Here is a 13,285-nt window from a genome sequence, read left to right as displayed (position 1 = left end):
GGACGACCTCGCTGCGCCCAGACCGACTCCGCCCCGGCGCCGGTGTGCGGCCCCAGGGCGGTGTCAGTCAGGAACAGCGAGCGATCGTCACTTGCTGACGACTGCGAGGATGTCGCGGGCGCCCAGGATCAGGTAGTCCTGGCCGTCGTACTTGACCTCGGTGCCGCCGTACTTGGAGTAGATGACCTTGTCGCCGACGGCGACGTCCAGCGGGACGCGGTTGCCGTTGTCGTCGATCCGGCCCGGGCCGACGGCGAGGATCTCGCCCTCCTGCGGCTTCTCCTTGGCGGTGTCCGGGATCACCAGGCCGGACTTCGTGGTCTGCTCGGCTTCGAGCGGCGCGACGAGGACGCGGTCCTCGAGCGGCTTGATCGTGACCGACACTTGCTGACCTCCACGGTCGAATTCGCTTGTCTGTGGCATGTGGTCGCGCTCCCCTGCCGTCGCGGGGGTCAGAGGCCGGACCGCTGGCACCCTCGTGTGGAGAGTGCCAACACCGAATCTAGGCCGCGATTAGCACTCGGTCAACTCGAGTGCCAGACGAATTCTCAGCGGCCGGGTAATCGTCCGGGTACGGAATGTGGCCGAACGCTGGGCCGGACCCGGGTCCGCATGCGACCGTTCTCCCAGAGCGATCACAGGAGGGGCCCATGGCGTTCAAGCTGCCCGCGTTGCCGAAGCTGTCCGGCCGGACGATCGCGCTCCTGACCGCCGTCGCCGCGGTCGCCGTCGGCGCCGGCGCGGCCAACACGTCGAAAGAGTCGCCACCGGCCGCCGGCCCGCCCACCGCGGCCCCGGCAGCAGACCCACCCAAGGTCGACGAAGCGGTGTCGAACGACGCGACGGCGGCCGAGCTGAAGGCAGCGGCCGCGCTGCCGCAGTGCAGGTCTGCCCGGCTCGTGCCGGTGAACCGCAGCTGGGGCATCCCGATGCCGTCGATCCTGGGCAGCACGAGCACGACCTGCAACCTCATGTACGGCGACGACCCGTTCCGGGGCTCCAGCCGGACAGGTGATCCGGAGACCGCGATCCAGGTCCTCCAGCGCAACCTGAACTTCTGTTACGGCACCAAGCTCGCCGTCGACGGCATCTACGGCACCAACACCCGCACTGTCATCAAGATGGTGCAGCGCAAGCACCACCTGGTGGTGGACGGCATCTACGGCCCGAAGACCCGCTCCGCGATGAACTGGCGCCTGTACTCGATGGCTACCCGCAGCTGGAGCAGGAGCTGTTCCAGCCCGCTCTAGGCTTACCGGGTGACTGTCACGGCGTTGCTCGATGGACCAGGCGCTGAGGTGCTGGCGGCTGCTTGTGCCGAGTACCGCCCCGGCAGAGAGCTCCAGCTCGTCGAGAAGCTCAGACGCTCGTACGACGCGACGCTGGTCACGACTGCGGTGACCCAGGCCGCACTGCGCCACCGTGCGACCGCCAAGTTCGGTCCGGACGCGGAGCGCATGTACTTCACCCCGGACGGCCTGGAGCAGTCCACCCGCACCACAGTGAGCACCCACCGCGCCGTACGGATCGCAGCCACCCAGCTCGACACCGTGGTCGACCTGGGGTGCGGCATCGGCGGCGACCTGATCACGATGGCGCGCGCCGGCCTGCGGGTCACCGGCGTGGAGCGGGACCCCGAGACAGCAGCGGTCGCCCGGGCGAACCTGGCCACGTTCGACCTGCCCGGCGACGTCCTGGTAGGCGATGCACAGACAACGGACCTCACGCCGTACGACATGGTGTTCGCCGATCCTGCGCGGCGGGCCGACGGGCGGCGCGTGTTCGATCACAACGCCTACTCGCCGCCGTGGTCGTTCGTCACTTCGCTCCTGGAGCGGACGGCGTGCGTGAAGGTGGCGCCCGGCATTCCGCACGACGCGATTCCCGACGGCGTGGAGGCCGAGTGGATCAGCGATGCCGGTGAGGTGAAGGAAGCCGCACTGTGGTCCGGAAAGCTGTACGGCGGTATGCCCCGCCGGGCGACGCTGCTGCCGAGCCAGGCGAGTGTCGCCGAAGCGCCGGACGCCGAGGTCGGGCCGGTCGGGCGGTACATCTACGAACCGGACGGCGCGGTCGTCCGGGCCGGTCTGGTGACGGCGGTCGCGGCAGCCGTGGGTGGATGGCTTCTCGATCCGCGCATCGCTTACGTCACGGCGGCGCAGCACGTGCCGACGCCGCTCGCCTCGGCGTACGAGGTGCTGCAAGAGCTGCCCTACAAGGAGAAGGCGTTGCGCGCGTGGGTTCGCAGCAACGGCATCGGCACACTGGAGATCAAGAAGCGCGGGGTGGATCTCGATCCGGCGCAACTGCGCAAGAAGCTCGCTCCGAAGGGTGCGGCGTCGGCAACGCTGATCATTACGCGGATCGACCGGGACGCCGTCGCCTACTCGTGCCGCAGAGTGGCTGATGGCCGATAGCACCAGGCCCGACGGCCGGCCTCTCGAGTCGGAGCTGTTCCCGTCCGCGGGCGCACACCGATGGGTTTCCGGAGGCACCAGTGCGGTGCACACCCACGACGAGGGGCACTTGGTGTACGCCGCCCGCGGCGTCATCTCCGTCCACACCGATCACGGCACCTCGATCGTGCCCGCCAACCGCGTCGCCTGGACGCCGGCGCACGCGACGCACCACCACCGCGCGCACGGCGAGACCGACATGCGGATCGTGTTCCTGACCGCCGGACTGGCACGGCGCATCCCGGACCGCCCGGCCGTCTTCCTTGCCTCCGGTCTCGCCCGCGAGGTACTCCTCGCCCTGACCAGCCGCCAACTCGACACCGGAGCCCGGCGCCGCCTGGAACACGTCCTCGTCGGCGAACTCCACGAAGCCGCCGAGCAACCGCTGCAACTCCCCGAGCCGCGCGACGACCGCCTGCGCACCATCGCGAAACTGCTGCACGAGAACCCGGCCGACAACACCCCGCTGGCCGAGCTCGGCCGTGCGGCCGGCGCCGGCGCCCGGACGCTCAGCCGGCTGCTCCGCGACGAGCTCGGCATGACCTTCTACGAATGGCGCACGCAGCTCCGGATCTACCATGCCCTCGTGCTGCTCGCCGCCGGCCACGACACCACGTACGTCGCGCACGCGTGCGGCTGGGCGAACCCGAGCGGCTTCATCGCGGCCTTCGCGGCGATCGTCGGCACCACACCCGGCCGGCACCGGGCCGAACAGTCCTGACTTGCGCTCGACCTGTATTCGAACATATGATCGATCTCGCGAGCGGGTCTCCGGGGACCTGCCGGCGGGCGAGGTGCTGCGTCCGCTGCTGCTCTCCCCGGAGGCCCGCCACCAAGGTCGGTTCCCCTACGATGCCGGGCCGTCGCACGGCACCCGCAGCCGGTGTTTCACCGGCATCCGGAGCCGCGCCACCGCGATGTTCGCGATCGCCGCGGGGATCGAGGACGGCGCGCCGTCCGGAAGCTCCTCGCTGCCGCCGCCGGCGCCTGTCCCGGCGCGGGCGGATCGGACGAAGTCCGCGACCAGACGGTCCCACTCCTTCGGACGCCGCAGCATCGCGTGCGCCTCGCCGCGGACCGAGTACGTCGTCACCGCCACTCCGGCCGCCCGCAGCCGCGCCGCGTACGCCGTCGTACCCGCCGGATCGGTCATCCTGTCGTCGGTGCCGTGCACGAAGGTGACCGGCGGACGCAGTGCGGCGAGCGGTTCGCGGGCCGGCAACCACGGGGCCAGCCCGAGTACGCCCGCCACCCGTGGATGATCGCCCGCGGCGACAACCGCCCGCCCGCCCATCGAGTGCCCGATCAGGAACACCCGCGAGAGCACCGGCGGCAGCTCGTCCAGGACGGTCCGCAGATCGACGGCCGCGTCGCCGGCGTCGTTCCAGCCGCGGAAGCGATACCGCAGGAACCCGATCGCAGCCTCCGGCGCCGCCGCGCGCGCGGCCACCGCGAACGGCCACATCCGCAACAGCGCGGGCCGCCACAGATGCGGGACGGCGTGCGAGTGCTCCGACCCGCCGTGGGCGAGCAGCACCAGATCCGTCGCTCCGGCCGGGCGCCGGACGAAGTCGACACCCGGGCAGCTCACAGCTGGTTGTACAGCTCGGTCGGCTCCTTGCGGATGGCCATCATCCGGCCGGGCGGCGTCTCGGTGAAGCCGTACGAGCGGTAGAGCTCGTGCGCGTCGGCCGTCGCCAGCAGGATCTGCCGCAGGCCCTTCAGGTCCGGGTGCTCCAGCAGCGTCGACACGACGAACCGCCCGAGGCCGTGACCCCGGTGCGACTCCAGCACGAACACGTCGGCCAGCCACGCGAACGTGGCCCGGTCCGTCACCATCCGCGCGTACGCCACCATCGCGCCGGCCGCGTCGTACACCCCGAGGTTGAGCGATCCCGCGATCGCGCGGTCCACCACCTCGCGCGGGATCCCCTGCGCCCAGTACGACGAACTCAGGAAGCTCTGGACGACAGCGGCGTCGACGCGTTCGGCGGTGTCGTCGGCCTCGAAACCGTCCGGCCCGGTCCACTTCATTTGTTCAGTACCTCCGTGATCGGCATCGAAGAATCGGCGGGGAGATCGAGTGGCGACGGCTGCTTCCCGGCCCGGACCAGTTCGGAGCCGAGCGCGGCGACCATCGCGCCGTTGTCGGTGCACAGCCCCGGCCGCGGCACCCGGACGGCGATACCGGCCGCGGCGGCCCGCTCCTCGGCCATCGCCCGCAGCCGCGAGTTCGCCGCGACACCGCCGCCGATCAGCAGGTGCTCGAACCCGCGGTCCTTGCAGGCGTCGATCGCCTTGCGGGTCAGCACGTCGCAGACCGCCTCCTGGAAGGCTGCGGCCACGTGGTTCACCGGCACGTCCTCACCGTCGCGGCGGCGCGCCTCGACCCAGCGCGCGACCGCGGTCTTCAACCCCGAGAACGAGAAGTCGAACCGGTGCCGCTCGAGGTCGCGCTGCGACGTCAGCCCGCGCGGGAACGTCACGTACAGCCGGTCGCCGCCGTCGCGCGCCGCCTTGTCGATGTACGGCCCGCCCGGGAACGGCAGCCCGAGCACCCGCGCGACCTTGTCGAACGCCTCCCCGGCCGCGTCGTCGATGGTGCTGCCCATCGGTACGACGCCGTCGGTGATGTCAGTGATGTCATGGACCGCGAGCAGCGACGAGTGCCCGCCGGACACCAGCATCGCGACACAGCCCTTCGGCAGGTCACCGTGCTCCAAGGTGTCGACCGCGACGTGCGCCGCGAGATGGTTCACGCCGTAGATCGGTTTGCCCAGCGACAACGCCAGGCCCTTGGCCGCCGCGACACCGACAAGCAGTGCACCAGCCAGCCCGGGGCCGCTGGTCACCGCGACCGCGTCCACATCGGTCGGCTTGATCCCGGCGGTCTCGCAGGCCCGCCGGATCGTCGGCACCATCGCTTCGAGGTGCGCGCGACTGGCCACCTCGGGGACGACACCGCCGAACCGGGCGTGCTCCTCGACACTGGACGCGACCGCGTCGGCGAGCAGCGTCTGCCCGCGCACGATCCCGACGCCGGTCTCGTCGCACGACGTCTCGATCCCCAGGATCAAAGGCTCGTTCACAGTTCCTCCCGCCACCGCATGATCAGCGCGTCCTCGCCGCCGCCGTAGTACCCCTGCCGCCGGCTGATCTCCTCGAACCCGAACCCGGCGTACAGGGCCTGCGCCGACTGATTGCCTGAGGCAACTTCAAGCAGAACCGTCCGGCCCGCACAACGGTCCAGGGCGATCGTCATCAGCTGCCCACCGATACCGGTCCGCCGCTCGGCCGGCGTCACCGCGATCCGCAGTACCTCGACCACGTCCTCCACAACCGGAGGCACCAGCAGTACGGCGTACCCGACGACCGCGCCCTCGTCCGCGACCAGGATCGTCCGGTCCTCGGACATCCGCCCGAACTCGTCCGCCCACGCACCCGCACTCCAGGCGTCCGACCCGAAGCACACCTCGTCGAGCGCGACCAACGCCGGCAGATCGTCCGCGCGCGCAGGCCGGATGGCAGGTCTCACAGCACGCTCTTCGGCCCGGCGGACATGGTCACGTCGGGGCGACGAAGGTACATCGGCTCCGGCTCGACGACCACCAGGGTCCCGGTCGCGACACCGGTCGCGAGCACCTCGGCCGACGGATACTCGGCAACCGCGTCATCGGCGGCCGGCGGCAGACCCAGCACGTCGCCGTACAGAACAGCACCTCGGCCGATGACGGGCAGCCCGGACAGCACGTGGGCGACGTCGGCCGGCTTGTCGACCGCGGGCCCCTCCAGGCGCCGGCGACTCCCGTCCGCGGCCGGCCCGTCGTACAGCGCCCAGTAGATCTCCTTGCGGCGCGCGTCCGTGGCGACCGCGACCGGCAGGGTCAGCGACGACTGGCGCGCGAGGATATCGAGGCTGCAGACACCGGAGACCTCGATGCCCAGCACGTCGCCCATCGTCCGGGCCGTCACCAACCCGACCCGCAGCCCGGTGAACGGGCCGGGGCCGACGCCGACCGCGATCCCGGTCAGGTCGCGCGGGCCGGCTCCCGCTGATTCCAGCGCCGACGCGATCGCAGGGGCGAGCAGCTCGCCGTGCCGGAGCGCGTCGACGGTCGTCGACGAGGCGACGATCTCACCGGCCGGCGTCGCCAGCGCGACCGTGACCGCGGCACTCGAGGTGTCGAAGGCGAGCAGCATGTCAGTTCTTCCCCAAAGCCGACACGCGGACGCCGGAGGTGGCCCAGCGCGGGCCGACCGGGGTGATCCGCAGCGCGCGCGTCTCGTCGGTGTCGTCGTCGCCACGCGTCACCACGATGTCGAGCCGGTCGGGCGCGAGCGCCTCGGCCAGGCCGTGCCCCCATTCGACGACGGTGACCGCGTCCTCCAGGCCGGCGTCCAGGTCGAGATCGTCCAGCTCCGCGAAGCCCCCGACCCGGTACGCGTCGACGTGCACCAGCGCGGGCCCGTCGACCAGCGACGGATGTACCCGCGAGATCACGAACGTCGGCGATGTGATCGCGCCGCGCACCTTCAGCCCGGCGCCCAGCCCTTGCGTGAACGTCGTCTTCCCCGCCCCGAGGTCCCCAGACAGTACGAGCACGTCGCCAGCCCGCAGCTGCCCGGCCAGCTCCTCGCCGATCGCCCGCATGTCGTCGGCGGTCGGCACCTCCAGCTCGAGAGGCATCGCCTTGGCGAAGATCAGGTTGTGCGCCTGCTGGTCGACGACGGAATATCCCCGCCGGCGCCAGAACTCCACGGTGTCCGGCAGCTCGATCCGCGCGATCAGGTTCACCCGGTTCAGCCCCCGCCGTACGGCGACCTCCTCGGCGCAGCCGACCATCGCCGAGGCGACGCCGCGGGCCTGGGACCGCGGGTCGACCGACACGCGGCGCAGGTTGAGGATGTCACCGGCCTGCTCGAACAGCATCGCGCCGAGCGGCACCCCGTCGCTGAGCACGAGCAGCCCGCCGTGCTCCGCGAGTGCGGCCGCCACGGTCGTGACGTTCTCGGACAGCTGCGTCGACGGCGGATCGAGCACCCGCCGCGCGGCGAACGCGTGGTGGATCACCGACACGATCTCCGCGGCATGCTCGGGTGTCGCGTCGACGACGTGCAGGTCGGTCATGACCCCCCTAACGATTGTTCAGCTCTCTCGATCATCCCAAGGAGGGCGGCGGTGAACTCGCGGTGGTGCTCGATCAGGCCGAGATGGCCGCAGTTCTTCACCTCGACCAGCTCGGCGCCGGGCACCCGCCGGACGATCTCCTCGGCGTGGGCGAACGGCGTCAGGTGGTCCTTGTCGCCGCCGATCACGACGCACTCCACCTTCTGCAGCGGCTCCAGCGCCTCGAACTTGTCGTGCAGCGCGAAGATCGGGTAGAAGTCCGCGATCACCTCGATCGGCGTCGCCGCGATCATCTCGTTGACGAACTCGGTGAACGCCGGCGGCACCTCGGAACCGAACGAGTACTTCCGGGTGAGCAGGTAGCTGAGGTCCGTCCCGGCCTTCCGGCTGCGCTCCACCACGTCCGGGATCCGGGCCAGCGCGGCGACCGTCGGCGTCGCGAGCGCCCGCGCCAGCATGCCGACCTTGCCGGGGAACATGATCGGGACCTGGTCCAGCCCGCCGGCGCTCGTCGAACACAGGCCGACGCCGATCACCCGGTCGCCGAACAGCTCGGGATGCTGCTCGGCGAGCGCCATGATCGTCATACCGCCCATCGAATGACCGATCAGGATCACCGGCCCGGTCGGCGCGAACCGCTCGACGATCCCGTACAGGTCCTGGCCGAGGTGGTCGATACTGACGCCGTCCTTGGGCGACCGGCCGGAGCGGCCGTGCGAGCGCTGGTCGTAGAAGACCATCGTGCCGATGCCGGCCAGGTCACGGCGCTCGAAGTGCCAGGCGTCCAGGTTCAGGCCGTACCCGTGGACGAAGATCACGGTCAGGTCCTCGGGCGGCAACGGCAACTTGCGGCTCAGCCGTCGCTTCGGCGGTGGCGCGGGTCGCCGGGAACGCTTGAGTTCGTCCACCTCGACGTACAACTCGACGCCGTCGTCGGCGGTGAAGATGTACGGCGTCCCGCGCTGCGAACCGAAGGGCTCCGCCTCCAGCTGCTTGCGCTGGCCCGAGCGCCGCCCGATCACCTGACGCTCGACCGCGACACCGGCCGCGGCACCCGCCGCCAGCACGCCGACCGCGGCCCCGATCAGACCAGCAGTCCGACTTGCTTTGGACATGCCGGCCTACCTTTCGGCCGGGGTGGCGGGGTGGGGCAGGTCCTGAGCGCTGTCGACGTACCTGCGCGGGATGCGCACACCCAGCCGGGTCACGATCTCGTAGTTGATGGTCCCGGCCGCGTCGGCCCAGTCGTCCGCGGTCGGCTCGCCCGCCGTCCCCGAGCCGAACAACACGACCTCGTCGCCCGCCGCGGCCTCGTCGTCCTCGAGATCGACGACGCACTGGTCCATGCAGATCCGGCCGACGATCGCCCGGCGCCGGCCGTGCACCTGGACCGGGCCGCCGTTCGACGCGTGCCGGGGCAGGCCGTCGCCGTACCCGAGCGGGACCAGGCCGAGCGTTGACGGGCGCGGCGCGGTCCAGGTCAGACCGTACGAGACGCCGGCGCCGGCCGGCACCCGCTTCACCATCGCCAGCCGCGCCTTCAGCGTCATCGCCGGCTTCAGCCCGAGCTCGGCCGACGGCAACGCATGCCCGAACGGCGACAGCCCGTACGTCGCGACGCCCGGCCGGACCAGGTCGAAATGGGTCTCCGGCAGCGCGAGCGTGGCGCCGGAGTTCGCCAGGTGCTTGAACTCGGCGTCGACGCCGAACGACTCGGCCACCTCGATCGCCTCGGTGAAGGTCGCCAGCTGCGACTCGTTCACCGGGCTCTTCGGCTCGTCCGAGGACGCCAGGTGCGACCAGATGCCCTTGATCTCGATCCGCCCGGCGGCCTGCTCGCGGACGGCGGCGCGGATCAGCGCCGGCCACTCCTCCGGTACGGCGCCGCCGCGGGACATGCCGGTGTCGATCTTCAGGTGCACCCGCGCCGGACGGTCCTGCACGCCCGCGGCCAGCTCGTCGATCTCCCACGGCGCCCCGGCCGACAGGTCGATCCCGGCCTCGATGGCGTCGGCGAGCGGCTCGCCGGGCGTGGTCAGCCAGCAGAAGATCCGCCCGGTGTCACCGGCCTCGCGGAGCGCCAGCGCCTCCTCGAGCACCGCGGCGCCGATCCAGTCGGCGCCGGCCTCGCGAGCGGCCCGGGCGACCGGGACCATCCCGTGCCCGTACCCGTCGGCCTTGACCACGGCCATCAGCTGCGCACCCGCGGCGCGGGCGCGCAGCGTGGTCACGTTGTGACGGATCGCGGCCAGATCGACCACCGCCTCGGCGCGGACCGGGCGGGACTGAGGAGTAGGCATGGTCGGTCCAGGGTATGTCTCCCAGCCCCACGCCGTCGCGAGCAGGTGCTCGGCGCGGCGCATCGGCGTGCTGGAGCGAAGGCCTCGATGTGGTTTCATCGTGGCCTTTGCTCCAGTGCGGCGAGGTGGCGTGCCGAGTGCCGCGCAGTAGGCGTGGGGCTGGGAGACATGCCCTCGTCTCAGGCGCCGTCGATGAGGGGCGCGAGGGCGGTCATGGTGTGGAAAACCGTGTCCGCATCGGAAAGTTTCGCGGGGTCGGTCATGCCGGCGTACCCGAAGACCTTCATCCCGGCGGCGACCGCGGCGGCGACGCCGAGCGGGCTGTCCTCGATCACCAGGCAGTCGACCGGCTTCACGCTCATCGAGGCGGCCGCGTGCAGGAACAGGTCGGGGGCGGGCTTGCCGTGTGCGACGTCCTCGGCGCTGAAGATCCGGCCTTCGAACCGCTGCAGGAAGCCGACCGCGGTCAACGCCGTACGGATCCGCCGATGGGTGCCGGAGGAGGCCAGGCAGTAGGTCAGGCCGCGGTCGTCCAGGTGGTCGAGGACCGCCTCGACGCCCTCGATCGCCCGCAGGTTCGCGAACCCGTCGAACAGCCGCTGGTGGTAGCGGTCCTCGAGATCGGCTGGCAGCGGCCGCCCGAGCCGCGCCTCCGCCGTCCGGCGCATCGACGCCATCGACCCGCCCATGAAGTCCCGCACCGCTTCCTCGAACGTGTACGGCAGCCCCGCCTCGGTGAGCAGCTCGGCCAGAATCGTGTTGGCCAGCCGCTCGGAGTCCACCAGCACACCGTCGTTGTCGAAGATCACCAGTTCCGTCACATCCAGAACCCTAAGCCTCAATCCGTGGACGAGTCGGCGGTACGGACGACCCGGCACGCCAGCCCGCCGGGGAGCTTTCAGGGGTTCACCTCTGAGAGTGTCCCTTCACCCCCTGCACACCGTGGGCGAAGGGCCCAGTTGGCAGGTGAACCTCCCAAATGCGGGCCTGCCGACGGGTGCTGTGCGTTGGATCCACGGTAGGTCGCGCACGTTCAGCGGCCACCGCGAGAACGCGGTGGCCGCCGGGGGTCGCGAGAGCGCGAGGGTCAGCTCTCCTGGATGGAGAAATCGGTGAAGGCGAAGCGCTGCTTGGTGTTGTTGGTGGAGACGACCTCCACGCCGTAGTCGACCTGCCAGGTGGTGGAGTTCGCCGGGATCCACTTCCGGGCTTCCAGGTCCTGGAAGAACGACTGCAGCGGCATGGTGCCGGCGGTCTGGGTGTTCACCGACTTGTAGGTGAAGATGCCGCCCGGAGTGTTGGCGCCGTCGGTCTTCCAGACCTCGTACTGCTGGCCGCCGATCGTCGTGGTGCCGATCTTCGAGCCGGCCGGGGTCTGGCCGGAGTTCTGGGTCCAGATCATCAGCTCGTTCTCGAAGCCGTTGTTGATCCAGATGTCGAACGCCACGTTGTAGATGCAGCCCGAGCAGCTCGGCGCGGTGGCGGCGAACTTCGCCGACTGGATCCGCGCGAGCGGGAAGTCGGCGTAGTCCTTGTGCACGTTCGGGTACGCCTGGACGCCGAGGTCACCGGGCTTCGGCTGAGTGACGTCCTCGAACCAGTTGTCGTAGTTGCAGACCGACATCGTGTACGTGCCGTTGTGGTTGTTCCACATGTTGTTGTGCACGTAGTACTGGCCGTAGGTCCGGCCCTCGCCGGCGTTACCGGTTGCTGTGGTTACCCAGCCCGGGTTGGTGCAGCTCTTGGTCCCGGTCGGTGTGCTCGTCGGGGTGCTGCTCGACGGGCTCGTCGGCGTGCTGGTCGGCGGGCTCGACGTGGGCGGCGTGGTCGGTGTGGTGGTGGTCTGCGTCGGCGTCGCGGTGGGCGTGCTGGACGTCGGCGGCTTGGTCGGCGTCGTGGTGGTGGACGGTGCCGGGGTCGTGGGCTGACCCGCTACCGCGGCGAAGTCGTAGTGCGCCGTGTACGTCAGCTTGGTGCCGGCCGCGTACTTGCTGCCGTCGTACCGGAGCGCACGCAGGCGGTAGCTCTGGTCCGTCGTGCGGCTCGGGTCGATCGACAGCATCGCGGGACCGGAGGGGGTCGCGGTGATCGCGACCGGCTTCTGGCCGAAGCCGTGCAGGACCGTGCATCCGGAGTACGCGTCCAGGACGCAGGTCTCCACACGTCCGGCACTGGGCAGGGCGGTCACCGTGCTGTCCGCGGCGTTCGCGGTCGCGACCGGCGAGTCCTTGCTCGCGTGCACGACGATCGGCGCCGCGACCAGCACGCCGACCGCGAGGACGGCCGCCGGGAGGAGGGTGCGACTCCGGAATGATCGGGGGGAGGGGGGCATGCGAAACGTTCCTGTCTGTCTCTGACGGTCTGCCCGGTGTTGCCCCAGTGCTACCGGGCGACCAGCTCTTCGGTTGGGTCCCCAGGAAGGTTGCTCTCGCGTACGGCGCCTGACGTTATCCAACCGTGACCAAGAGATGTCAACCCCGGGTCCTGAATTAACGGAGCCTTCACCTGCAACGCGAGCGCTGCCGGCAGCGTCCTCAGAGTGTGAACACACGGATGATCTCACTCTCCGCGACGGCTCTGCTCCTCCTGACCGCGTGCGGGACCGAGGCCGGAACCGGCTCCGGGGACGACGCGCGGAACGGCGCCGCGCTGACCGGGCGGACGTTCCTGTCCACCTCGGTGAGCGAGAACGGGAAACCGCGAGAACTTGCTCCGCGGACCCGGATCCGGCTGGAGTTCACCGAGGACGGCCGGTTGTCCTTCGATGCCGGCTGCAACTCGTCACAGGCGAAGGTGTCGACGAGCGACGGCCGGCTGGTCCTTGACAAGGAGATCACGTCGACGCTGATCGGCTGCATGGAGCCGCTCCAGAGCCAGGACGCCTGGATGGCCGGCGTGATCGCGGCCGAGCCGGCCTGGAAGCTCGACGGCGACAAGCTCGAACTGTCCACGGACAGCGCGACAATCTCGCTGCTGGACCGGCAGACCGCAGTGCCGGACCTCGCGCTCGACGGGACGAAGTGGGCGCTGTCCACCGTCGTCACCGGCGAGTCCGCGTCGCACCAGGTCGGTTCCGAGAAGGCCTGGATGACGCTGAACGGCGAGCGGGTCACCGGTTCGACCGGTTGCAACGAGTTCCAGGGCACGGTCGCGCGCGGGACCGGCACGCTGACCTTCGGCGAGCTCGCAACCACCCGGAGGGCCTGCGCGGAGGCCGCGGCCACGCTGGAATCCGTTGTCCTGAAGGGATTGAAGGGCGAGCTGACCTACACGATCGACGGCTCGACGCTGCAGCTGCGCTCCTCCTCCGGCGGCCTGGACTTCACCGCGCTACGCTGACGCGAGTAGGCTCGGTCGCACCGACAGCGGCACCGTCTTCGCGGCCGGCGACGAGCAGATCG

At 70.5% G+C, this 13,285-nt stretch carries 15 protein-coding genes; 4 read left to right on the top strand and 11 right to left on the bottom strand.

Features of this window, described 5'->3' with window-relative positions:
* Positions 1 to 87: 87 nt before the first annotated feature.
* Entirely contained in the window at positions 88 to 384 is a 297-nt protein-coding gene (groES, locus tag AB0L64_RS23790) for a co-chaperone GroES (RefSeq protein WP_130384566.1), read from the bottom strand.
* 266 nt (positions 385 to 650) lie between these two features.
* On the opposite strand from groES, the gene AB0L64_RS23785 reads away from it, so the two are divergent.
* The 3 genes from AB0L64_RS23785 to AB0L64_RS23775 are packed head-to-tail and all read left to right on the top strand — an operon-like array spanning position 651 to position 3,177.
* The gene (locus AB0L64_RS23785) at positions 651 to 1,250 is read left to right on the top strand and encodes a peptidoglycan-binding domain-containing protein (RefSeq protein ID WP_363713243.1); all 600 of its coding nucleotides are present in this window, start codon (positions 651 to 653) and stop codon (positions 1,248 to 1,250) included.
* A gap of 9 nt (positions 1,251 to 1,259) precedes the next feature.
* Complete coding sequence (locus tag AB0L64_RS23780; protein WP_363713241.1) at positions 1,260 to 2,417, top strand: class I SAM-dependent methyltransferase; 1,158 nt, start codon at positions 1,260 to 1,262, stop codon at positions 2,415 to 2,417.
* Entirely contained in the window at positions 2,407 to 3,177 is a 771-nt protein-coding gene (locus tag AB0L64_RS23775; protein WP_363713239.1) for an AraC family transcriptional regulator, read from the top strand. The genes AB0L64_RS23780 and AB0L64_RS23775 overlap by 11 nt, the downstream gene beginning before the upstream one ends.
* 126 nt (positions 3,178 to 3,303) lie before the next feature.
* On the opposite strand, the gene AB0L64_RS23770 is transcribed toward AB0L64_RS23775, so the two are convergent.
* The 10 genes from AB0L64_RS23770 to AB0L64_RS23725 form a co-directional block, all read right to left on the bottom strand.
* Positions 3,304 to 4,047: an alpha/beta hydrolase gene (locus AB0L64_RS23770; RefSeq protein ID WP_363713237.1), complete on the bottom strand. Its 744-nt coding sequence runs from the start codon at positions 4,045 to 4,047 to the stop codon at positions 3,304 to 3,306.
* Complete coding sequence (locus AB0L64_RS23765) at positions 4,044 to 4,490, bottom strand: GNAT family N-acetyltransferase (protein WP_359927612.1); 447 nt, start codon at positions 4,488 to 4,490, stop codon at positions 4,044 to 4,046. The genes AB0L64_RS23770 and AB0L64_RS23765 overlap by 4 nt, the downstream gene beginning before the upstream one ends.
* On the bottom strand, positions 4,487 to 5,545 hold the full coding sequence (gene tsaD / locus AB0L64_RS23760; protein WP_363713234.1) for a tRNA (adenosine(37)-N6)-threonylcarbamoyltransferase complex transferase subunit TsaD: 1,059 nt from the start codon (positions 5,543 to 5,545) through the stop codon (positions 4,487 to 4,489). Before tsaD ends, AB0L64_RS23765 begins: the two co-directional genes overlap by 4 nt.
* Positions 5,542 to 5,991 carry a GNAT family N-acetyltransferase gene (locus tag AB0L64_RS23755; protein ID WP_363713232.1) on the bottom strand — a complete coding sequence of 150 codons (450 nt, stop codon included), beginning with the start codon at positions 5,989 to 5,991 and terminating at the stop codon, positions 5,542 to 5,544. Before AB0L64_RS23755 ends, tsaD begins: the two co-directional genes overlap by 4 nt.
* On the bottom strand, positions 5,988 to 6,656 hold the full coding sequence (gene tsaB, locus AB0L64_RS23750; protein WP_363713230.1) for a tRNA (adenosine(37)-N6)-threonylcarbamoyltransferase complex dimerization subunit type 1 TsaB: 669 nt from the start codon (positions 6,654 to 6,656) through the stop codon (positions 5,988 to 5,990). The genes AB0L64_RS23755 and tsaB overlap by 4 nt, the downstream gene beginning before the upstream one ends.
* Position 6,657: 1 nt before the next feature.
* Entirely contained in the window at positions 6,658 to 7,584 is a 927-nt protein-coding gene (gene tsaE, locus AB0L64_RS23745; protein WP_363713228.1) for a tRNA (adenosine(37)-N6)-threonylcarbamoyltransferase complex ATPase subunit type 1 TsaE, read from the bottom strand.
* Entirely contained in the window at positions 7,581 to 8,699 is a 1,119-nt protein-coding gene (locus AB0L64_RS23740) for an alpha/beta hydrolase (protein ID WP_363713226.1), read from the bottom strand. Before AB0L64_RS23740 ends, tsaE begins: the two co-directional genes overlap by 4 nt.
* A 6-nt stretch (positions 8,700 to 8,705) precedes the next feature.
* Complete coding sequence (gene alr / locus AB0L64_RS23735) at positions 8,706 to 9,884, bottom strand: alanine racemase (protein ID WP_363713224.1); 1,179 nt, start codon at positions 9,882 to 9,884, stop codon at positions 8,706 to 8,708.
* Between the two features lie 179 nt (positions 9,885 to 10,063).
* Positions 10,064 to 10,705 (bottom strand): HAD-IA family hydrolase, encoded by a 642-nt coding sequence (locus AB0L64_RS23730; protein ID WP_363713222.1) that lies wholly within the window; start codon positions 10,703 to 10,705, stop codon positions 10,064 to 10,066.
* Positions 10,706 to 10,971: 266 nt separating this feature from the next.
* Entirely contained in the window at positions 10,972 to 12,216 is a 1,245-nt protein-coding gene (locus AB0L64_RS23725; protein WP_363713220.1) for a hypothetical protein, read from the bottom strand.
* 221 nt (positions 12,217 to 12,437) lie between these two features.
* Between AB0L64_RS23725 and AB0L64_RS23720 the strand changes: the two genes are divergently transcribed.
* A complete protein-coding gene (locus AB0L64_RS23720) occupies positions 12,438 to 13,223 on the top strand; it encodes an META domain-containing protein (protein ID WP_363713218.1) in 786 nt (261 codons plus the stop codon).
* Positions 13,224 to 13,285: the final 62 nt, after the last annotated feature.

It is taken from the genome of Kribbella sp. NPDC051936 (genome assembly GCF_040680955.1).
In the GTDB taxonomy this organism is placed as follows: domain Bacteria; phylum Actinomycetota; class Actinomycetes; order Propionibacteriales; family Kribbellaceae; genus Kribbella.
This window is presented reverse-complemented; position numbering and strand designations above follow the sequence as displayed.